Annotated in this window: 19 protein-coding genes; 8 read left to right on the top strand and 11 right to left on the bottom strand. The window is 68.8% G+C overall.

Annotated features, from left to right (window positions below; all coding sequences use genetic code 11):
* Positions 1-2 precede the first annotated feature (2 nt).
* The 3 genes from ACVFYP_RS08875 (at position 3) to ACVFYP_RS08865 (ending at position 1,901) form a co-directional block, all read left to right on the top strand.
* On the top strand, positions 3-662 hold the full coding sequence (locus ACVFYP_RS08875) for an MBL fold metallo-hydrolase (RefSeq protein ID WP_499199806.1): 660 nt from the start codon (positions 3-5) through the stop codon (positions 660-662).
* Positions 663-672: 10 nt separating this feature from the next.
* The gene (locus ACVFYP_RS08870; protein WP_499199805.1) at positions 673-1,068 is read left to right on the top strand and encodes a rhodanese-like domain-containing protein; all 396 of its coding nucleotides are present in this window, start codon (positions 673-675) and stop codon (positions 1,066-1,068) included.
* An 86-nt stretch (positions 1,069-1,154) separates the two neighbouring features.
* Entirely contained in the window at positions 1,155-1,901 is a 747-nt protein-coding gene (locus tag ACVFYP_RS08865) for an SH3 domain-containing protein (protein WP_499199804.1), read from the top strand.
* On the opposite strand, the gene hmuQ is transcribed toward ACVFYP_RS08865, so the two are convergent.
* The gene (hmuQ, locus tag ACVFYP_RS08860; protein ID WP_499199803.1) at positions 1,902-2,234 is read right to left on the bottom strand and encodes a heme-degrading protein HmuQ; all 333 of its coding nucleotides are present in this window, start codon (positions 2,232-2,234) and stop codon (positions 1,902-1,904) included.
* Positions 2,235-2,324: 90 nt separating this feature from the next.
* On the opposite strand from hmuQ, the gene ACVFYP_RS08855 reads away from it, so the two are divergent.
* On the top strand, positions 2,325-2,819 hold the full coding sequence (locus ACVFYP_RS08855; protein ID WP_499199802.1) for a hypothetical protein: 495 nt from the start codon (positions 2,325-2,327) through the stop codon (positions 2,817-2,819).
* Here ACVFYP_RS08855 and ACVFYP_RS08850 read toward each other — a convergent pair.
* Both ACVFYP_RS08850 and ACVFYP_RS08845 read right to left on the bottom strand, forming a co-directional pair.
* The gene (locus ACVFYP_RS08850; protein ID WP_499199801.1) at positions 2,816-3,208 is read right to left on the bottom strand and encodes a DUF6220 domain-containing protein; all 393 of its coding nucleotides are present in this window, start codon (positions 3,206-3,208) and stop codon (positions 2,816-2,818) included. The genes ACVFYP_RS08855 and ACVFYP_RS08850 overlap by 4 nt on opposite strands.
* Positions 3,209-3,211: 3 nt before the next feature.
* Positions 3,212-3,775, bottom strand: coding sequence for an NAD(P)H-dependent oxidoreductase (locus ACVFYP_RS08845; protein WP_499199800.1), 564 nt, complete (start codon positions 3,773-3,775; stop codon positions 3,212-3,214).
* 100 nt (positions 3,776-3,875) lie between these two features.
* Here ACVFYP_RS08845 and ACVFYP_RS08840 point away from each other — a divergent pair, with 100 nt between their 5' ends.
* The gene (locus ACVFYP_RS08840; RefSeq protein WP_499199799.1) at positions 3,876-4,763 is read left to right on the top strand and encodes a LysR family transcriptional regulator; all 888 of its coding nucleotides are present in this window, start codon (positions 3,876-3,878) and stop codon (positions 4,761-4,763) included.
* A 2-nt stretch (positions 4,764-4,765) separates the two neighbouring features.
* On the opposite strand, the gene ACVFYP_RS08835 is transcribed toward ACVFYP_RS08840, so the two are convergent.
* Genes ACVFYP_RS08835 through ACVFYP_RS08800 form a run of 8 tightly spaced genes read right to left on the bottom strand, consistent with a single transcriptional unit; the run spans position 4,766 to position 15,449 of the window.
* On the bottom strand, positions 4,766-6,097 hold the full coding sequence (locus ACVFYP_RS08835; protein WP_499199798.1) for an LLM class flavin-dependent oxidoreductase: 1,332 nt from the start codon (positions 6,095-6,097) through the stop codon (positions 4,766-4,768).
* Positions 6,094-8,139, bottom strand: a complete 2,046-nt coding sequence (locus ACVFYP_RS08830; protein ID WP_499199797.1) for a hydantoinase/oxoprolinase family protein — start codon at positions 8,137-8,139, stop codon at positions 6,094-6,096. Before ACVFYP_RS08830 ends, ACVFYP_RS08835 begins: the two co-directional genes overlap by 4 nt.
* Positions 8,126-9,898 (bottom strand): hydantoinase B/oxoprolinase family protein, encoded by a 1,773-nt coding sequence (locus ACVFYP_RS08825; protein ID WP_499199796.1) that lies wholly within the window; start codon positions 9,896-9,898, stop codon positions 8,126-8,128. The genes ACVFYP_RS08830 and ACVFYP_RS08825 overlap by 14 nt, the downstream gene beginning before the upstream one ends.
* Before the next feature lie 10 nt (positions 9,899-9,908).
* Positions 9,909-10,883, bottom strand: coding sequence for an ABC transporter ATP-binding protein (locus ACVFYP_RS08820; RefSeq protein ID WP_499199795.1), 975 nt, complete (start codon positions 10,881-10,883; stop codon positions 9,909-9,911).
* The gene (locus tag ACVFYP_RS08815; protein WP_499199794.1) at positions 10,871-11,875 is read right to left on the bottom strand and encodes an ABC transporter ATP-binding protein; all 1,005 of its coding nucleotides are present in this window, start codon (positions 11,873-11,875) and stop codon (positions 10,871-10,873) included. Before ACVFYP_RS08815 ends, ACVFYP_RS08820 begins: the two co-directional genes overlap by 13 nt.
* On the bottom strand, positions 11,875-12,774 hold the full coding sequence (locus ACVFYP_RS08810) for an ABC transporter permease (protein ID WP_499199793.1): 900 nt from the start codon (positions 12,772-12,774) through the stop codon (positions 11,875-11,877). The genes ACVFYP_RS08815 and ACVFYP_RS08810 overlap by 1 nt, the downstream gene beginning before the upstream one ends.
* A complete protein-coding gene (locus tag ACVFYP_RS08805; protein ID WP_499199792.1) occupies positions 12,761-13,738 on the bottom strand; it encodes an ABC transporter permease in 978 nt (325 codons plus the stop codon). The genes ACVFYP_RS08810 and ACVFYP_RS08805 overlap by 14 nt, the downstream gene beginning before the upstream one ends.
* 16 nt (positions 13,739-13,754) lie before the next feature.
* Positions 13,755-15,449 carry an ABC transporter substrate-binding protein gene (locus tag ACVFYP_RS08800; protein ID WP_499199791.1) on the bottom strand — a complete coding sequence of 565 codons (1,695 nt, stop codon included), beginning with the start codon at positions 15,447-15,449 and terminating at the stop codon, positions 13,755-13,757.
* A gap of 168 nt (positions 15,450-15,617) precedes the next feature.
* Between ACVFYP_RS08800 and ACVFYP_RS08795 the strand changes: the two genes are divergently transcribed.
* Genes ACVFYP_RS08795 through ACVFYP_RS08785 form a run of 3 tightly spaced genes read left to right on the top strand, consistent with a single transcriptional unit; the run spans position 15,618 to position 20,553 of the window.
* Positions 15,618-17,357: a M28 family metallopeptidase gene (locus ACVFYP_RS08795; RefSeq protein WP_499199790.1), complete on the top strand. Its 1,740-nt coding sequence runs from the start codon at positions 15,618-15,620 to the stop codon at positions 17,355-17,357.
* Complete coding sequence (locus tag ACVFYP_RS08790; protein WP_499199789.1) at positions 17,354-18,754, top strand: M20 family metallopeptidase; 1,401 nt, start codon at positions 17,354-17,356, stop codon at positions 18,752-18,754. Before ACVFYP_RS08795 ends, ACVFYP_RS08790 begins: the two co-directional genes overlap by 4 nt.
* Positions 18,751-20,553: a hydantoinase B/oxoprolinase family protein gene (locus ACVFYP_RS08785; RefSeq protein WP_499199788.1), complete on the top strand. Its 1,803-nt coding sequence runs from the start codon at positions 18,751-18,753 to the stop codon at positions 20,551-20,553. Before ACVFYP_RS08790 ends, ACVFYP_RS08785 begins: the two co-directional genes overlap by 4 nt.
* Positions 20,554-20,556 lie beyond the last annotated feature (3 nt).

The raw sequence follows: 20,556 nt of genomic DNA, 5'->3' as shown, positions 1-20,556 counted from the left end.
CTATGCCAAAGCTCCAAGCCGCCCAGATCCCCGTCACCCCCTTCCAGCAGAACTGCGCCCTGATCTGGGATGCGGAAAGCCTGCGCGGCACGGTCATCGACCCGGGCGGCGACGTGCCGCGCATCCTGGCCGCCATCGCCAAGGCGGGGGTCACGGTCGAGAATATCCTGCTCACCCATGGCCATCTGGACCATGCCGGCGGCGCCGATGCGCTGCGCACGGCGCTCACCGCGCAGCAGGGGGCGCCGGTGCCGGTGGAAGGGCCGCATGAGGCCGATGCCTTCCTGCTCTCCGGCATCGCCGCCCAGGGCCGGCAATACGGGATCGAGGGGCTGGAGAATGCCACGCCCGACCGCTTCCTGGCGGAGGGCGAGACGGTCACCATCGCCGGCCAGCCCTTCGGCGTGCTGCATTGCCCGGGCCATGCGCCGGGGCATGTGGTGTTCGTGAACCAGGCGCTGGGCTTCGCGGTGGTGGGGGATGTGCTGTTCCGCGGCTCCATCGGGCGCACGGATTTCCCCTATGGCGATCATGATGCGCTGATCCAGGCCATCGTCACCAAGCTGCTGCCGCTGGGGGATGAGATGCGCTTCCTCTGCGGCCACGGGCCGGGCTCCACCTTTGGGGACGAACGGCGCAGCAATCCGTTTTTGCCGCGATAGGGGCGCGACCATGAAGAAGGGCTACAAGGACCTGCTGGCCGAGGCCGAGGCGATGATCGAGACGGTGCCGGTGGCCACCGCGCTCGGCCTGGCTGCGGACTCCGGGGTGGTCTTCGTCGATCTGCGCGACCCGCGCGAAATCCAGCGGGAGGGCCGCATCCCCGGCGCCTTCCACTGCCCGCGCGGCATGCTGGAATTCTGGGTGGACCCGGACAGCCCCTATGCCAAGCCGGTCTTCGCGGAGCCGAAGCGCTTCCTGTTCTACTGCGCCAGCGGCTGGCGCTCCGCCCTGGCGGCGCGGACGGTGCAGGAGATGGGGCTGGAAGGCGCGGCGCATCTCGGCGGCGGCTTCACCGCCTGGAAGCAGGCCGGCGGCGCGGTGGAGATGCCGCCGGCGCGCGGCTGAAAGGCCCCCCCGCCGGCGCGGCGGGGAACTCTGGCGCCCCTGGCGCGTCGTCCTGGCACCCCGAATACAGAATTGGTGCCCGTGCCATGCGCAAGGCTGTTGTGCCCGTGATCGCTTTGTCCGTCCTCGCCTTGGCCGCAGGTGGCGCCTTTGCGCTTGGCTGGGGTGGCGCCGTGGATGAGGGGGTGACACCCGAAGCGGCGGCGGGCCGTCCAGCGGATGCGCAGGCCGAGGCCGTTTCGGCGCTTCGCGCGCATCTGACGCGCACGGGTGTGCAGGGGGAGGTGCGGGACATCGCGATCTTCCCGACCCAGGTGACGGGCGAATACGCGATCTGTGGCCGGCTGGTCGGGGCGGATGGGGTGCAGGGCGATCTGGTCGCCCGGGTGCTGCCCGCGCCGCCGATCCGCATGGTTTCGGGCGAGACGGTGCGTGCCCGCGCCTCCATGGTGGTGCTGGAGGATGGGCCGGGGCTGTGGCGCGGTGGCGCGCAGGGCCTGCCGCGTCAGCGCCTGTGTGGCGCGCCGGCCGCGACGCAGCCCATCGCGACGCCCGCCGCCGCGGTGGTGGACCAGCCCGTGGTGGCGCAGCCTATGGCCGCCGCCGCCCCGGCGGGCATCGCGGCCGGCGAGGCCGCCAGCGGGACCGCCACCGTGACCAGCGCGGTGCGGGTGCGCGCCGCGCCCAGTGCGGGCGCCGATATTCTCTGGGTCGCCGAGCGCGGCCGCAGCTTCACCGTCCATGCCCAGGCGCCGGGTGGCTGGATTCAGATCGGCGACGCCACGGCCCCGGCCGGCTGGGCGCATGGCAGCCTGCTGACCACCAGCAACTGATTACGCCGCCGCCTTGTCCGGGGCGGTGATGGTCTGAAGCGTCTCAAAACCCTCGAATTGCGGCGGGCCGATGGTGGTCGGCTTGCTGTTGCCGGCCCCGGCGTGCGACCGGCGGAACTGGTCCGACTTGGTCCAGGCCTCGAAGGCATCGCGCGATTCGAACATGGTCATGGAGGCGTAGAGGATGTGGTCCTCCTCCTGCTTGCCCTTCAGCAGGTGGAAGGCGATGAAGCCGGGCACCTCATGCAGGCGGCTTTCGCGGGTCAGCCAGATCTGCTCGAAACGCTCGGATTCACTGGGGATGACGCGGAAGCGGTTGCTGGCGAAGAACATGAGCGGGCCTTCCTTCCTCGTGTGATGCCGGGAGGTTATTGCGAACGACTCTCATTCGCAATACCTTGCTGGCACGCAAGGGAGAATGCCATGCCCACCGAGCCCTGCAACGCCAAGCACGCCCTCGCCGCCGGTGAGGCCGCGATCGATGACCTGACGCCCGGCGCCCTGTTCGTCGTCGCCGCGCTGCGCGCCTGGGTCGCGCCGCTGATGTATCCGGGGGAGGATCACCCGGATTGGCGCGAGATTTTCCGGCAGGGCGGTGTGCGCTCCACCGGGGCCGTCGGCTTCGACATGGTGATGTCCGTGGTGGCCGGCCAGGCGCAGCGGTTGCTGGAGGTGCGCTGCTGCGACTGCCCAGGCGTTGGCGCGGATGAGGCGCTGATGCTGCACATGATCGCCGCCTTGCAGGCGGATGACATGCAGGGCGCCATCGCTGTGCTGGCCGACTGGCTGCCGCAATCGGCCCTGGCGCCCGCGCTCTGCGGGGCACGGCGCTTCGCGGCGGAGATTTCGGCCGCCGGGCTGCATCTGCGCCTCGCCGCACTGCCGACGGCACGGCCGGCGGGCATGGCGCTGCATTAGCGCAGGCGCCGTTCCACCTTGGCCAGCAGCACCAGGCTGGCTACCAGCAGCAGCGCGCCGTTGAAGGGGTGCAGGGCCAGCGGCAGCCCCTGCCCCGCGGCTCCCAGGGCCACCTGCGCCATGTAGAGCAGCGCCACCAGCCAGGCCCACCAGCGAAAGCCACGCAGGTGCCGCCCAGCCAAGGCGCCCGCGAGCAGCGCCGCGACGGGCAGCAGCAATGTCAGGCCCAGCGCCGCATGCGCGCCCCATCCTGGCGCAGGCCCGAACAGCGCCAGGCCCGCGAGCAGGAACTGGCCGAGCAACCCGGCCGGCAGAAGCCGTGCCGCCAGGGTGAACCACCCAGGCGTGCCGGCGGCGAGGTCCAGCGGCGTGTCATGCACCCGTTCCATGGATCAGGCCTCCGCCATGCTCGCCGCGAAGGCCCGCAGCCGACCCGTATAGGCTTCGCTTGCCGCGGCCAGCGCCGCATCTTCCAGCCGGTTGGCGCGGTACAGGATGAAAGGCTCGGTCCAGCGCAGGCCGGTGCGATGCGCCGTCGCGCGGAGCGGTGCCAGCAGTTCGGACATGGGGAACATATTGGCGCCGCCGGGCTGGTAGGCCTCCGGCACATTGCCCGCGGTGGCGGCGATCAGCAGGGGCTTGCCGAGCAGGGCACGGCCCTCCGTCTCCGGATGGATGTAGAACATCCGCGTCAGCACGGCATCGAGCCAGGACTTCATCAGCGCTGGCGTGGCGTACCACTGCACCGGGAATTGCAGCACGATCCGCGCCGCTGCGATCAGCTGGGCTGCCTCCGCCTCCGCATCGCGCCGCATATCCACCTGGCCGTCCGGGAAGCGGGCGGCCATGTCGCGCAGGGTGACGCCGGGCAGCCGGCGCGCCGCCGCCGCCAACGCGGCATTGGCGCGGGACCGGGCCAGGTCGGGGTGGAACATCAGGATCAGGGTGTCGGTCATCGGGGGTCTCCGCGCGGCCGGGCTGGCCGGAACGGGCCTTGTGTGAACCGCCTGATGAAATCACTCCAATCGATAGATGATCTGGTTTATTATCCATCACATGAATTTACGTAGCCTCGACCTGAACCTGCTGGTGGTGCTGGATGCGCTGCTGCAGGAGGCGCATGTCAGCCGCGCGGCGGAACGGCTGAACTTGTCGCAGCCCGCCACCTCCGCCGCGCTGCAACGCTGCCGGGAGCTGTTCCGCGACCCGCTGCTGGATCGCGGCCGCGGCACCATGCGCCTGACCCCGCGGGCGGAGGCCTTGCGGGCCCCGCTGAGATCCCTGCTGGCGGAGGTGCGGAGTCTGGTCGATCCGCCCGCAACCCCGCTGGCCGAGCTGCGCCAGACGCTGCGCCTGGCCATGGCGGATTTCCCCGCCGCCTTCCTGATCGGCCCGCTGCACCAGGCCCTGCGGCACAGCGCGCCGGGGATCGACCTGGTGCTCCAGCCCTGGCAGGGCCGTGGCAGCGCGGAGGCGGCGCTGCTGGAAGGCCAGACCGACATCGCCCTCTCGGTGGTGCTGGCAGAGCATGACCAGCTGCATCGGGAGGAACTGCTGCGCGAGCATTTCCTGACTGTGATGCGCCAGGACCATCCCGCCGCCGCGAATTTCGGGCTGGAGGCCTGGCTGCGCTACCCGCACATCATCGTCTCCGGCCGTGGCGAGGCGCGTGGGCCGCTGGATGTGGCGCTGGCCGAACGCGGACTGACGCGGCGCGTCGGGCTGGCCGTGCCGAATTTCGGCATGGTGCCGCCGCTGCTGGCGGAGTCCGACCTGATCGCGCTGCTGCCCTCCCGCTGCGTGCCGCGGGGGCCAGGCTTTGTCGCGCTGCCACCGCCAATGCCCGTGGAAGGCTTTGGGCTGCACCTCGCCTGGCACCGGCGTCGCCGCGGCGATGCCGGGCTACAGCATGTGGCGGGGTTGCTGCGGCAATTTCTGATGTAGCGTCAGACCTCGTAGCGGTTCGGTGGCACCGGCACGCCGAGATGGTCGCGCAGCGTATGGCCCTCATATTCGGTGCGGAACAGGCCACGCCGCTGCAATTCCGGCACCACCAGATCGACGAATTGCTCCAGCGGCTTTGGGTAATGCGGCGAGAGCAGGGTGAAGCCGTCGCAGGCCTCGCTCTTCACCCATTGCTCCATGGTGTCGACGATGCGCTGGGGCGTGCCGACCAGCAGATGGTGGCCGAGCGAGGTGCCGAGGTAGCGCGCGGTCTGGATGATCGAAAGATTGTCCCGCTTGGCCTTGTCCATCAGGTGCCGCTGGCGCGCCTGCGCCGCATTGCTGAGCGGCAGCGGCGGCAGGGGCGAATCCGGTGGCAGCGCGAAAATGTCCAGATCGCCGCATAGCCGCGCCAGAAGCCGCATGGAATTCTCATCTGACAGCAGGCCCTGGAGTGATTCGTACTTCGCCTGCGCCTCCGCCTCTGTCTCTCCGACGATGGTCATCAGTCCGGGCATGATCTTCACATGGGACGGGTCGCGGCCGTGCTTTTGGGCGCGCGCCTTCAGGTCCTTGTAGAAGGCCTGCGCCTCAGCAAGGTCGCTCTGCGCCGTGAAGACGAGATCCGCCGTGCGGGCGGCCAGCTCCATGCCGGGGCCGGAGGAACCGGCCTGGGTGACCACGGGCCGCCCCTGCGGGCAGCGCGCCATGTTCAGCGGGCCGCGCACCTTGAAATGCTTGCCGACATGATCCTGGAAATGGATCTTGCTGGGGTCGATGTAGTTACCACTGGCCTTGTCGCGGATCAGCGCGCCCTCGCCGAAACTGTCCCACAGGGCGGCGACGACATCATAGAATTCCTCGGCGCGTTCGTAGCGCTCGGCATGCAGCATGTGATGGTCGGCGCCGAAATTGCCGGCTTCGTCCTCGATCTGAGAGGTCACCAGGTTCCAGCCGGCGCGCCCATTGCTGATATGGTCGATGGAGGCGAAGCGGCGGGCGAGGTTGTAGGGCTCGTTATAGGTGGTGGTGGCGGTGGCCACCAGGCCGATGCGCTGCGTTACCACGGCGAGTGCCGCCAGCAGCGTGGTGGGTTCCAGATAGGCGGTGCGGCCCTGGCCGGGGCGATAGCGGCTGACGCCATCCAGCGCGCCGCTGCCATTCACCGCGACGGTGTCCTGGAAGAAGATGGTGTCGAACTTCCCACGCTCCGCGATCTGCGCGATGCGCACATATTCGGCGAAGTCCATGTCGCATTCGGTGACGGCATCGGGGTGCCGCCAGCCGGCGGAATGGCTGCCAGGGGTGAAGAGGAAGGCGGCGAGATGCATCATCGGGGCAGGCTTTCTCCGTCGCGGCGCAGCAGCAGAGCGCCGAAGGCCAGGGCCTCCGCGCTCCATCCCGGGGGCAGCAAAGTGGTGGCGTCGAGCTGGGTGAGGATGGCGGGTCCGCGCAGCACGTCGCCCTGGCCGAGGATGGCGCGGTCGTAAAGTCCGGCCTGCGCGTCGCCGGCTTCGAAATGCACGAGCTGGGTGCCATAGGGTGCGAGGCCCTGGCCCCGCGGCAGGGCGGTGGTCTGCGGCGTCGGCAGCGCGCCCACCGCCTCCAGCCGCAGCGTGACGATCTCCGCACGGCCCTGCGGCAGGTCGAAGCCGTAGAGCGCGCGATGCGCCGCGGCGAAATCCGCTGGGGCGCTGGCGCCACGCCAGGGCACGGGCAATTCGCCGCCCTGCCCCGCATAACGCATCAGCACCACGGGCGCCGTGCCGCGCGCTTCCGGCGGCACACCCTCCTCAGCGAACCAGGCCTCGGCTTCCTCCGCCAGCGCGGCGAAGCCGGCTTCGATGGTGGCGACATCCGCCTGGCCGGGCAGAACGGAGCGGCTGAATTCCGCGCGCAGATCAGCCGAGAGCAGCCCCTGGGCACAGAGCACACCCGGCGCGGGCGGCACCAGCACCTGGCCGATGCCGATCATATCCGCCAGCGCGCAGCCATGCAGCGGGCCTGCACCACCGAAGGGCACCAGGGTGAAATCGCGAGGATCGTGCCCGCGCTCCACGGAAACCACGCGCAGCGCGCCGACCATGTTGGAATCGACCACGGCCAGAATGCCGCGCGCGGCTTCGTGCAGGCCGAGGCCCAGCGGCTCCGCCACCTCCCGCCGCACCACCGCTTCCGCTGCCGCCGCGTCCAGATGCATGCGGCCACCCAGCAACGCCGTGGGCAGGTGGCCGAGCACGACATGCGCATCGGTGACGGTGGCCCGTGTGCCGCCACGGCCGTAGCAGGCCGGGCCGGGGTGGGCGCCGGCGCTTTCGGGACCGACAGCCAGCGCGCCTTCCGCCGTGACGCGGGCGATGGAGCCGCCACCCGCGCCGATCGTCACCATGTCCAGCATCGGCAGGGGCAAAGGCCAGTCACCGACACTGCCGCGCTGCGTCAGATTGATGGTCCCGCCCTGCATCAGGCAGATATCCGCGCTGGTGCCGCCGATATCCACCGTCAGGATCTTGGTGACACCCGCCGCTTCCGCCACGGCCCGCGCGCCCACCACACCGGCGGCGGGGCCGGAGAGCGCGGTGACGGCGGGGGCGCGGCGGATGGAGGCCGCGCCGGCGACACCGCCATTCGACTTCATCAGCAGCAGCGGCGCGTCGATGGATTCCGCCGCCAGCCGATCCTCCAGCCGCCTTACATAAGTCGAGACGGCGGGCATGACCTGCGCGTTGAGTATGGCAGCCAGCGAGCGTTCGTATTCACGTACCACCGGCAACACATCGACGGAGGCGGTGACGGCGACACCTGGCAGCGCCTCCCGCAGCAGCTCCGCCACGCGGCGCTCATGCGCGGGTGCGGTGAAGGCGTGCAGCAGGCAGACGGCGACGGCGGCCACGCCGACCTCGCGGCAGGATGCGGCGGCGCGCAGCACGCTGGCCTCGTCCAGCGCCGTCAGCACCGTGCCATCGGCGGCGATACGCTCCACCACTTCGAAGACGCGGGAGGGTGGCACGGGGCGCTGCGGCTTGACCCAGGCGTGCAGATTGGCACGACGGGGAATGTCCTGCCGGCCAATCTCCAGCACGTGCCGGAAGCCGGCGGTGGTGACGAGCGCAGTGCGCGCGCCCTTGTTTTCCAGGATCAGATTGGTGGCGATGGTGGTGCCGTGCAGCACGCGACCGATGCGCGCGGCCTGCTCACCTGCTGTTTCCAGCACCAGCCGCACGCCGTTCAGAAAGCCCTCGGAGGGGTCATGCGGGGTGGAGGGGGTCTTGGCGGTCCAGGCGCGGCCCGTGGCGGCATCCTGCAAGGTGATATCGGTGAAGGTGCCGCCGATATCGACCGCGACGGAGAGGGGTCGCGGCTCAGTCGAGGACATCGGCATAGCTCCCGCGATGAAACGCCTTGGTGGCGTGGCGCTGCGCACGCAGGGCCGCGGTGGCGGCTTGATCGATGGCGTTGCCCGCGATGGCCACGCCGTAGTCGCGGCTGGCGGCATCAGATGACACAAGGCCGCCGAGCATATCCTCCAGCACCGCTTCTGCCGGACGATCGAAGGGATGGCCACGGCCGCCACCGCCACCGGTCTCGATGCGGAGGATGTCGCCGCGCACCAGGCGATTGCCGTCGGACAGTGGTCGCAGCAGACGTTCCCCTGGCGTGCCAGGATTGACCACGACGCGACCCGGGCGGCCGGACTGGCCGCCGGCGGCACCCCAGGGCGGGTTCTCGACGCCATCCAGGCGCACGGCGAGGACGGATTCCTCGGCCATTACCTCATATTCCCGGACGATGCCGCAGCCGCCGCGCCAGCGGCCGGGGCCGCCGCTGTCGCGGTGCAGCCCGTATTCGCGCAGGCGCACGGGGTATTCCAATTCGAGGAACTCGACCGGGTAGTTTTCCTGCGCGACGAAATAGACGCCGTCGATGCCATCCGCGAAGCCGCGCGCGCCATATCCAACGCCAAGCCCATCGCTCATCAGGAAGGGCTTTTTGTTGATCGTCCCACGCAGCAGCATGATGACGTAGGCGGCATGGGCAGCAGGGGCTTCGCCGCCGGCTACCGACACCAGGCCATTGAGCGCGGCCAGCATGCGCATCATGGTCAGGCCACGCATGCCCAGCGCCGCGGGGAAGCGCGGCTGCAACAGCGACCCCTCGCGCAGCCGCACTTCGTCCAGCGACTGCGGTCCGCCGGCATTCACCACCTGCGTCGCATCGCCACCCAGGAAGTACAGACCGAGCGCCATACCGGGCACGTCCGGGTTCATCAAAAAATTGACCGGACCGGGCGACTGGTCGTCGGTCTCCGTCGCATCCAGGATGAAACGGTCCTCATCCGTGCGGGTCAAAGCGAAACGCAGCCGCAAGGTGCCGCTGCCATGGCCGTCGCCATCGATGCGGTCGGTGAAGCGGTGCGTCCCCACGGGGAAGGTACCGCGCAGCCTGTCGCGCACGGTCGTGCGGGTACGGTCCAGCAGTTGTCGCAGCGCATCCGCCAGCACCGGCGCTCCGAAACGCGCGGCGACTTCGCGCATGCGCAGCACGCCGAGTTCCACGCTCGCCATCAGTGCGCGGGCGTCACCCTGCGCCTGCTCGGGGTACCGGGAATTGCGGTAGAAGATGGCCAGCGCCGCCTGGTTGATCTCCCCTTCCCGGATCAACCGCGTCGGCGGGATGATGACGCCCTCATGAAAAATCTCGGTCGCATCAGGGCTGATGGAGCCAGGGCGCAGCCCGCCGATATCGGCAAAATGCGCCCAGCCCATGACGAAGGCGACGCGCGCGCCATCCAGAAAGACGGGCGCGAGGAAGACCTGGTCGTTGGAATGGCTGACCGCGCCGCGCGAGCCATAGCAGTCATTGTACCAGTAGAGGTCGCCGTCGCGGATCGTCTCGATCGGGAAGTCGCGAAAGACGGGGCCGCAGATGTCGCCAAAGACCGGCACATTGGACCCCACGGCCATGACGCCATCGGCGTCAAACAGGGCGGTGTAAAAATCCTTCTTCTCGCGGATGAAGGCGGACATGGCGGTGCGTTCGATCAGCGCCTCCATCTCCGCCTGCGCCGCGCGGATCGCGCCGCGCACAATCTCCAGGGTGACGGGGTTGCAGAGGCGCGTCGCCACATCATCCATGTCGGATTCCTCAGGCCAGATGGCAGGCGGCGTGACGGCCGGGGGCGATGGCGCGCAGCGGCGGCGCTTCCTCCGCGCAGCGGGCGAAGGCGGCCGGGCAGCGATCGCGGAAGGCGCAGCCGCTGGGCTGGTTCAGCTGATCCGGCAGCCCGCCCCGGATCGGCAGGTCGCCACGGTCCTGATCCACCCGCGGCACCGGCACGGCGGCGACCAGGGCGCGGGTATAGGGATGAGCGGGGGCAGCGATGATTTCCGCCGTTGGGCCGCTTTCGACGATGCGGCCGAGATACATCACCGCGACATCCTCACAGACATAGCGGATCAGGGCGAGGTCGTGGCTGATATAGATGGCGGCGAGTTGCAGCTCATCCCGCGCGCGCCGCAGCACGTTCAGCACGCCCGCGCGCACCGAGACGTCCAGCATGGAGACCGGCTCGTCGGCGATGATGGCGCGCGGATGGGTGACCAATGCGCGCGCAAGCACCACGCGCTGCAACTGACCGCCCGAGAGCTCGTGCGGATGGCGATCGAGATAGGCCTCCGGTGGGTCGAGCCGGACGCGCGCCATCGCCTCCCGAATCCGGGCCTCCCATTCCTCCGGCGCCAGGCCGAAATTGCGCAGCGGCTCCGTCAGGGACCGGCGGATGGTGAAGCGCGGGTTCAGCGCGTCGAAGGGGTTCTGGAAGACAAGCTGGACGCGGGAGCGGAAGGGCAGCAGCGCTGGGCCGCGCAGGGCGGAGACATTCTCACCCTCGAACAGCACGGTGCCGCTGGTCGCCTCCTCCAGCCGCAGCAGCAGCCGCGCGGTGGTGGTCTTGCCGCAGCCGCTTTCGCCGACGATGCCAAGCGCGCGGCCCGCCGCGACGGCCAGCGACACACCATTCACCGCGCGCAGCACCGGACGATGGCCGCGCAGCACGTCCCGCATGCTGCGGGAGGCTGGGAAGGCCTTGACCAGATCGTTGGCGGCAATCAGCGGGACCATGTCGCGGCCTCCGAGGCCAAAGGCCGCAGCGCGGGGGCTTCGGCCGCCCGCCAGCAGGCGACGTGATGGTCGGTGGATTGCTCGACCAGGGGCGGGTCCTGTGCGCAGCGTGCTTCCGCAAAGGGGCAGCGCGCGGCGAAGCGGCAGCCGGCAGGTGGGTGCAACAGGGAGGGCGGCGAGCCCTCGATCGGCACCAGCTCCCCACCCGCGCGTTCCAGGTCCGGGAAGGCGTTCATCAGGCCCATCGTGTAGGGGTGCAGCGGTGCTTCCAGCACGGCGCGCACCGGGCCGCTTTCCACCACGCGGCCGGCATACATCACCACGACCCGGTCGCAGGCATAGGCGACGACGGCGACATCATGGGTCACCAGGATCATCGCCAGGCCGAGCCGCGCCTGAAGTTCGCGCATCACGTCCAGCACCTGGCGTTGCACGATCACATCCAGCGCCGTCACTGGCTCATCCGCGATCAGCAGGGCTGGGTTCAGCGCCAGGGCCAGCGCGATGGAGGCGCGCTGGCGCATGCCGCCGGAGAATTGGTGCGGCCAGTCGCGCAGCCGCCCGGCATCCAGGCCGACCAGGGCGAACAGTTCCGCCGCCCGGACGCCCGCCGCGGCGCGGGACAGACCGCCGCGCTCCACCAGCACTTCCTGCATCTGCGCGCCGAGTCGCTGCACCGGGTCCAGCGCATTCATCGCCGTCTGCGGCACGAAGGCGAGGCGCCGCCACAGCAGCTTGCGGCGTTCCGCGGGCGAGAGGGTGACGAGATCCCTCCCCTCAAACACCGCGCTGCCGGCGGCGATGCTGGCGCTGCGCGGCATGACGCCCATCAGTGCCCGGCCGAGGGTGGACTTGCCGCAGCCGCTTTCACCGACCAACCCGACGATGGAGCGCGCCGGCACGTCGAAGCTCGCGCCATCCACCGCGCGCACCGGCCCCGCCGCGGTGCGGTAATGCACGGCAAGATCGCGAACCGACAGCAGCGCGTCCATCAATCCCCCAGTTTCGGAAACAGCAGTTTCTCGGACCCGCGCGAGACCAGGAAGCCGGCCAGCACCAATAGCACGATGCAGATGCCGGGCGGCACGAACCAGCTCCACACCCCACGGGACAATGCCTGGTTGGCAAAGGCGTCCTGCAACATCAGGCCCCAGGAGATGGCGGCGGGATCGCCGAAGCCGAGGAAGGAGGCGGAGGCTTCGGTCAGGATGGCCCAGCCCACGGCGATGGAGCCGTAGAGCGCGGCGAGCGGCGCCACCTGCGGCGCGATATGCACGAAGATGATTCGCGTCGTGGAACAGCCGGTGACGCGCGCCGCCTCCACCCATCCGCGTTCGCGCAGCGACAGCACCTGGGACCGGATGACGCGCGCCGTATTGGGCCAGAGCATCAGCGCAACGGAGGCAACCAGCGTGGTGGTGCCCGGCCGCGTCAGGGCCGAGATCACCAGCACGAAGGGCAGGAAGGGCAGACCCAGGATGATGTCCGAGATCCGCATGATCACCCGGTCCACCCAGCCGCCCAGATAACCGGAGAGCAGGCCAAGCAGCGTGCCGATGACCACCACGAAAAAGGCCGCCGTGACGCCCACCTTCAGGGCGGAACGCGAGCCATGGACAAGCTGCGAGAACATATCCCGCCCGCCGGCCGTGGTGCCCAGATAATGCGTGGCGGAGGGCGGCAGATAGCGGGCGACGCGATAGGCCCCGCGGAACAGAATCTCGCGCGGGTCATGCGTCGCGATCTGATCGGCAAAAATCGCCATCACGATGAACAGCAGATAGATGGCGATGCCCGCGATGGCGAAGGGCTGGCTGCGCAGGAAGCCCAGCGTCGCCCGCACGAAGCCGGGCAGCGCCGGCCGGCGCGCCACCGCGCTAGCGCCGGGCACCGACGGATACCCTCGGGTCGAGCCAGGCGTAAAGTAGATCGGCCACCATGTTCATCAGCACCAGCACCGCCGCGATCATGATGAAGGCACCCTGCGCCAGCGGATAGTCCGCCCCCTGTACGGCGGAGACCAGCACGCGGCCCAGTCCGGGCCAGGAGAACACCGTCTCGATCACCACATTCCCGCCGAAGGAACTGCCCAGTCCCAGCGCGAAGGCCGTGGCCACCGGCAGCAGCGCATTGCGCGCCGCATGGCGCATCACGATCGCCCAGCGCGACAGGCCCTTCATCCGCGCCATGATGATGAACTCGTCATTCAGCACTTCCAGCATGGTGGCGCGCATCAGCAGCAGCGGCAGGCCTTGCAGATACAGCGCCAGCGTCAGCGCCGGCAGGACTAGGTGCCAGAGGAAATCCGGCGAGGTCATCCGCGCCCATTCGGACGAAAATTCAGACCCCGCCACATTCGCGCCGCCGGAGGGAAAGATGCCCCAGGCGAAGGACAGCCAGGACAGCAGCAGCATGCCGAGCCAGAATTCCGGCGCGGCGCGGGTGATGAGCGCGGCGGGGATGGCGATGCCCTCCGTCACCGTGCCGCGGGCGAAGGCCAGGAAGGCGCCGGCGATGATGCCGAAGACATAGGCGATGACCAGCGCGGTGATGGTCAACGCCGCCGTGTTCGGCAGCGCCGCCAGCAGAATGTCCAGCACTGGCCGCTTCTGCAGGAAGGACACGCCGAGGTCCCCGCGCAGCAGGCTGGTCAGGTAGATCAGGTATTGCTCCGGCAGCGGCTTGTCGAGGCCGAAGGATTGCAGCAGGTCGGCGCGCATCTCCTCGCTGAAGGAATCCGACAGGAAGTTCAGTGTCGGATCGCCCGGCATCAGCCGGAACAACAGGAATGTCAGAGTCGCCACCGCCCAGAGGACGAAGGCGGCATGCAGGATCCGCGCCCCAAATCGCTTCACGACAGGCGGTTGCCCTTCACTGGTACGGCGTGGTGGTTTCGCGCACGCCGGCCGGGTAGTGCAGCCGGCCGTTCACAACCCGGTAGCCGGCTTCCTGCAACAGACGCTGCGCCCCGGCGAAATTGCCGCCCGGCACGCGGCCGGCGATGCCCTCATCATGCCAGGCGGCGAGCGCCGGGGAGACCAGGGAATTGGCCGGCACCGCCTGCCCGTTCCAGGCCGCGCCCGCCATCATCTCTCGATTCACGGCGGCGGAGAGCGCGCGGCGGAAGGCGGCGTCGGAGAAGGGTGGGCGGCGCAGATTCATGCCGACGAACTGGAAGCCGATATCCACCTCCTCCTTCACCGCGATCATGCGGGGAAGCTGGCGGGCCATGTCCTTCACCAGGTCGGGATCGCCAAAATAGTCGGCCAGCACGTTGATCTCACCACGGCGGAAGGCGCCGAGGGTCGCTTCCGTATTGGTGATGATGCGCATGATCCAGCGATCCGCCTTGGGCTTCGCCCAGTGATTCGGATTCGCCTCCAGCACCACTTCCTCATTCACGCGTGAACGGACGAAGCGGTAGGGGCCGGAGCCGATCGGGCGTTCCTCGACATAGGATTCCAGATTCTCCGGACGGTTCTGATACTCCGCCAGCACCGGCGCCCAGGTCTTCTTCTGCACGATGTTCAGCTTCGCCAGAACGGCGATGCGGAAGGCCGCGTCGGGCCGCTTCAGCGTGAAGCGCACCGTCTTCGCATCGGTGGCGACGACACTGGCGATGTTCTGGACGAAGGGGCGGTACATTGGCGATTCATTGCCGACACCAGGCGCCTCGTAGGAGAAAACCACATCGTCCGGCGTCACGGGATCGCCGTTGTGGAAGGCCATGCCGGCGCGCAGCGTGCAGATGATGGTCAGCGGGTCGGGCTGCTCCACCTTTTCCGCCGCCCAGGGCTGGGGCAGACCGTCCGGACCCACGCGCATCAGCCGGTCCCAGATCAGGTCGGTCACCCAGCTGTCGGGCGCACCGCTGACATAGAAGGGGTTGGTGGCCTTCACCGGCTCCGTGCTGTTGACCACGATGTCGCGCTGGTTGCCGGCGGGTTGCAGGCTGATCCAGTTCCAGAAGTTGCGGATGCCGAGCCCGGCCTGGTTCACCGCGCTGGATTCGACGAAGACCTGCTTGTTGAAGGCCTGCAGATTCACCGGATGCACCAGGAAGGCATAGGGCTGGTCCTGGTTCACCAGTTCCTGCACCTCCCGCACAATCTGCTGGCGGCGGGCCTGGTCCATCTCGCCGCGCTGCGCTTCGGCGAGGCGGTCATAGGCGGGGTTGTTGTAGCCGACGAAGTTGTAGCCGGTGGCGATATTCGCCGAATGCAGCAGGTTATAGACCATCTCATCCGGGTCGCCGCGTTCCGGCCGGCCGACCATCTGCCACATGGTCGCGTCCCAGCGCTGGCGCTCATACCAGACCACCTGGCTCATCTGCTGGTTCGGCAGCGGCCGAAGCTCGATTTGCAGGCCGAGCTTGCGCCATTCCTGGGCAATCAGCTCCGCCGCCTGATAGGCCGCCGGGGCGGCAGCCTGGGGCCGGGTGAGGAGCACGAGCGGGCGGATCGCGTCGCCCTGCGCGCCCTGGGCCTGGGCGGAAGCGCCGCCGAGCGGCAGGCGCGAAAGACCCGTGAGGGCGGAGGCGGCGAGCAGAACGGCGCGACGATTCATGGTGGCGTCCCCTGGTGGCGCCGCGATGTCAGCACAATCCGTGCCAGCCGCACCATGCCTTTCCCTGCGACGCCAGCGATCGCATTCAGGCATCAGTCGGGTGGCTTGCGCGCCGCCGCGTGCGGTGCTGCCATCGCCCGCCGCGTCGCAGACCGAGGGACCATCCGCATGTCGATCACCGCCGAAGAACAGCGCTTTCTGGATGCCATCACGCTGGATGCGCCCTGGGACCTGGTGACCACCTTCGCCGGCATGCATCGCTGGCGGCCGGAGGATGTGAACAAGGCCGCCGATGTGATCGTGGCAAAGCTGAAGCGCCACGGCATTCCGGTGGAGGTGCATGAGCCGGAGATCTGCCTCTCCGTGCCACTGGATGCCTCCGTCACCGCCGGCGGCGTGACGTATCGCGCCAAGCCGCCTTCCTCCGCCTTGCCGGTGCCGGGTGGGCGCACGGCGCCGCTGGTGAAGCTGAATGCCAATCCGAAGGCGCTGCGATCCTATTCACGCGACATCGCGACGCTGTTTGGCGGCTCCATCACCTCCGTCGCGCATGCGAAGGAAACGGTGGGCGGCAAGATCGTCATCATGCAGGGCTTCGGCAATCCGGCGCTGACCAGCCTGATCGAGGAATGGGGTGGGCTGGGGCTGATCGCGGTGAACCCCGGCATCGACATCCATTGGGGCACCTGCACCACCATCTGGGGCAGCCCCGATCTGCACGACCTGCCGCGAAAGCCGAAGATTCCCGTGGTCGCAGTGAACAATCCGGATGGCCAGAAGCTGATGGCCCTGGCGGAAGCCGGCGGCGAGGCCACCATCATGACCGATATGCTGGAAGGCTGGTTCCCGCAGAAAATCCCGGTGGTGACCATTCCCGGCAGCGAAGATGCCCAGAAATTCGTGCTGCTGCATGGGCATTACGATTCCTGGGAAGTCGGCGTCGGCGACAATGCCACGGGCGATGCGACGATGCTGGAAATCGCGCGCGTGCTCTGGGCGAAGCGCGGCGATCTGAAGCGCGGCGTGAAGATCGCCTGGTGGCCGGGCCATTCCACCGGGCGCTATGCCGGCTCCACCTGGTTCACCGATGCCTTCGCGACGGACCTCGATGAGAACTGCCTGGCACAGGTCAATTGCGACAGCCCCGGCTGCCGCTGGGCCACATCCTACCACCAGACCCGCGCCTTCACCGAAAGCGCCGCGCTGGCCACGCAGGCGATCCGCGACATCGTGCCGGATGCCGATATCAAGACCATGCGGCCGCCACAGGCTGGCGACTATTCCTTCAACAATATCGGCCTGCCGAGCTTCTTCATGCTGTCCAGCACGATGCCGGAGGCGCTGCGCAAGGAGAAAGGCTATTACGACGTCTCCGGCTGCGGCGCGAACATCGCCTGGCATACGGAGAACGACACGCTGGAGATCGCCGACCAGAACGTGCTGATGACGGATATGAAGATCTATCTTCTCTCCGTGCTGCGCATCGTGAATGCGGAGGTGTTGCCCTTCGACTGGATCGCGACCTGCGACGAATTCGACGCGACCATCGCGAAGTATGAGGAGGCCGCGAAGGGCGCCGCCGACCTGGCCCCCGCCAAGGCCGCTGTGGCTGGGCTGCGCGCGGCGCTGACGGGCCTGGAAGGCGCGCCGGTGGCGGCGCGCAATGCGGTGGTGCAGGAACTGTCGCGCATCCTGGTGCCGATCAACTACACCCGCGAGGCACGCTTCGCGCACGACCCGGCCTATACCGTGCCGCCCCTGCCCGGCTTGGCCGTGGCGGCGGAACTGGCGACGCTGGAGGCCGGCTTGCAGAAGCCGGCGCAGGTGGAGCTGCTGCGCGGTCAGAACCGCTTCGTCGCCGCGCTGCGCGCCGCCACGCGCCGGGTGCAGCAGGCCATCCCGGCATGAGTCGGGAGGCCGCGATCGCCGCGGCGCGGGGCATGTTGGAGGATGGCAGCCTGCTGGCGCTGCTCGCCCGCCGCGTCGCCTGCCCCACCGCCAGCCAGGACCCAGATAGCGGCCCGCATCTGTGGCGCTATCTGGAGCAGGAGATGGCGCCAGACCTGAAACGCATCGGCTTCAGCTGCGCCATCCATCCCAATCCTACCGGCAAGGGCGGCCCCTTCCTGATCGCGCGGCGGATCGAGGGTGAGGGTCTGCCGACCCTGCTGACCTATGGCCATGGCGACACGGTGCGCGGGCTGGAGGCGGAATGGCTGGAGGGTCTCTCCCCCTGGGTGCTGACGCAGCGCGGCGAACGGCTGTATGGCCGTGGCGTGGTGGACAATAAGGGCCAGCACACGATGAACCTCGCGGCGCTGGAAGCAGTGCTGAAGACGCGGGGGAAGCTGAACTTCAACGTCATCCTGCTGCTGGAAACCAGCGAGGAGGTCGGCTCCCCCGGTATCGACGAATTCTGCCGTGCGCATCGGGACGAGCTGGCGGCGGATGTGCTGGTGGCCTCCGACGGGCCGCGGCTGGTGCCGGATGTGCCGGCGCTGGTGCTCGGCACACGCGGCGCGCTGGCGATGGATCTGCGCGTGAAGTACCGCGACGGCGGGCACCATTCCGGCAATTGGGGCGGGCTTCTGGCCAACCCCGGCGTGCGGCTGGCCCATGCCATCGCCGCGATCATCGACCGCGACGGCCATGTGCTGGCGCGCGACATCCTGCCGGAGCGCATCCCCAACAGCGTGCGCTCCGCCTTGGCGCAATGCCAGGTGGATGGCGGCGAGGACGGGCCGGAGATCAACCACTGGTGGGGCGAGCGCGGCCTGACCGCCGCCGAGAAGGTCTTTGGCTGGAATACTTTTGAGGTTCTCGCATTCAAATGCGGGCATCCCGAGGCGCCGGTGAATGCCGTGCCGCCCGAGGCCTTCGCGCGGTGCCAGATTCGCTACACGGTGGACCGCGACCCGGCCACCTTCATCCCGGCCATCCGCAAGCATCTGGCCGAGGCGGGCTTCGACGATGTGATGGTCGAAGGCATTCGCAGCGGCGCGGAATGGGCGGCGACGCGGATGGATCCGGACGGGCCATGGCCGCGCCTCGCCGCGACCTCCATCGAGCGCACCACGGGCAAGGCGCCGATGATCGTGCCGAATGCCGGCGGGTCGCTGCCGAATGACAGCTTCGCGCTGACGCTCGGCCTGCCGACGCTCTACATCCCGCATTCCTACAGCGGCTGTTCGCAGCACGCGCCGAACGAACACGCGCTGCTGCCGATCATGCAAGAAGGGCTGGAGATCGCCGCCGGCCTGTTCTGGGATCTGGGCGAACAGGAATGGCCGAGGAAAGCCGCATGACCCAACCGGATGCCGTCACGGTCGAGATCATCAAGGGCGCGTTGCGCTCGGCCCAGGCGGAATGCGAGGCGCTGCTGGAACGCACCGCCATGTCGCCGGTGATCCGTGAGAAGCAGGACTATTTCATCGGTTTCTACGGCGCCGATGGCAGGCTGGTCACCGGCACCAAGCTGGCGCTGTTTGGCGATGTGATGCGGCCGATCCTGGACCGCTTTCCGGTGGATGACATCCGGCCGGGCGACATCTTCTGGTACAATGACTGCTACATCTCGCGTGGCGGCGTCTCCCACACCTCCGACCAGGTCTTCGCCACGCCGGTCTTCGTCGGCGACCGGCTGGTAGCCTTCGCGCAGAGCTGGGCGCATTTCCGCGACATCGGCGGCGCCTGGCCGGGCTCCAACACGCCGGGCACCGAGAGCGTCTTCCAGGAAGGCATCATGGTGCCGCCGGTACGGCTGTACCGCGAAGGCGTGCTGAACACCGACCTGTTCGAGACCTTCGTGCGCAACTCCCGCTTCCCGCAGCACGCGCGCGGGGACACGCGTGCGCTGACGGCCGCGGTGCGGCTCGGCGAGAAGCGGCTGGGCGAGCTGTTCGCCCGTTTCGGCACGCAGACGCTGCTGGATGCGGTGGAGGCGATGATCGACCAGTCTTCCCGCGTCTTCCGCCGGCGGCTGGCGGAGCTGTTCCCGCCCGGCGGCACCTGGCGCTTCGCCGATCGCGTCGATGGCGACGGCAAGGGCGGTGGCCCCTTCACCGTCCGCTTCAAGCTGGAGTCCCGGGAAGATGGCTTCACGCTGGACACCACGGAATCGGACCCGCAGGCGAAGGGGCCGATCAACTTCCTGATGAACCCGACCGTGCCCAACACCTGCTTCGGCCTGTACCTGCTTCAGGACGAGCCCGGGCTGATGATGAATGAGGGTCTGCTGCGCGCCATCGCCGATGTGCGGACGAAGGAAGGCACGATCATCCAGCCCGCCTTCCCCGCGCCACTCGGCCAACGCTCCAACACGCTGGCGCGCGTCATCTCCAGCTGCCTCGGGCTGATCGCGCAGGCGACGGGGGGCGAGAGCCCGGCGGCGAGTTCCATCTACACCATCTACACACTGACGGGGCGACAGCCGAAGGACGGGTCGCTGTTCTATAAGTCGGGCGGGCATGGCACGGGCCAAGGCGCGCGACCCTTCGCTGATGGCATCGACGTCATCTACTACGTCGCGCAGCAGAATTATCCGATCGAGTTCCTGGAAGGCGACATGCCGGTGCGCATCCGTACCTATGCCGTCCGTGCCGATTCCGGCGGCCCCGGCCGCTGGCGCGGCGGCGCGGGCATGGTGCGGGAGATGGAGGTGCTGGTGGATGGCACCACGCTCAACACGCGCATGGACAACGTGGACAATCCGCCCTGGGGTGTGAAGGGCGGCCAGGCCGGCCGGCCCGGGCGCTTCCTGCTCAACCCCGGCACGCCGGAGGAACGCGAATTGCCGCGTCTGGCGCAGGGCATGCCGATGAAGCGCGGCGATGTGGTGCGCATGGAATCCACCGGCGGCGGCGGCTGGGGCCATCCCTTCGAGCGCGAGCCCTGGCGTGTGCGGCAGGACCTGCGCGGGGGCTTCATCACGCTGGATGGCGCGCGGGACGATTACGGCGTGGTGTTTCGGGACGGCCCGGACCGCGAGGTGGATGAGGAGGCCACCGCGGCGCTGCGCGCGCAGCGCGGCGGCAATGAGGCGATGTTCCATCGCCACGGCACCTATCGCGATGCCGATGCCTGGTGGGGAGCGATGGCGGGGTAGGCG

The organism is Roseomonas sp. F4 (assembly GCF_053891155.1).
Note: the sequence above shows the minus strand (reverse complement) of the source record. Positions and strands in the feature narration are given on the sequence as shown.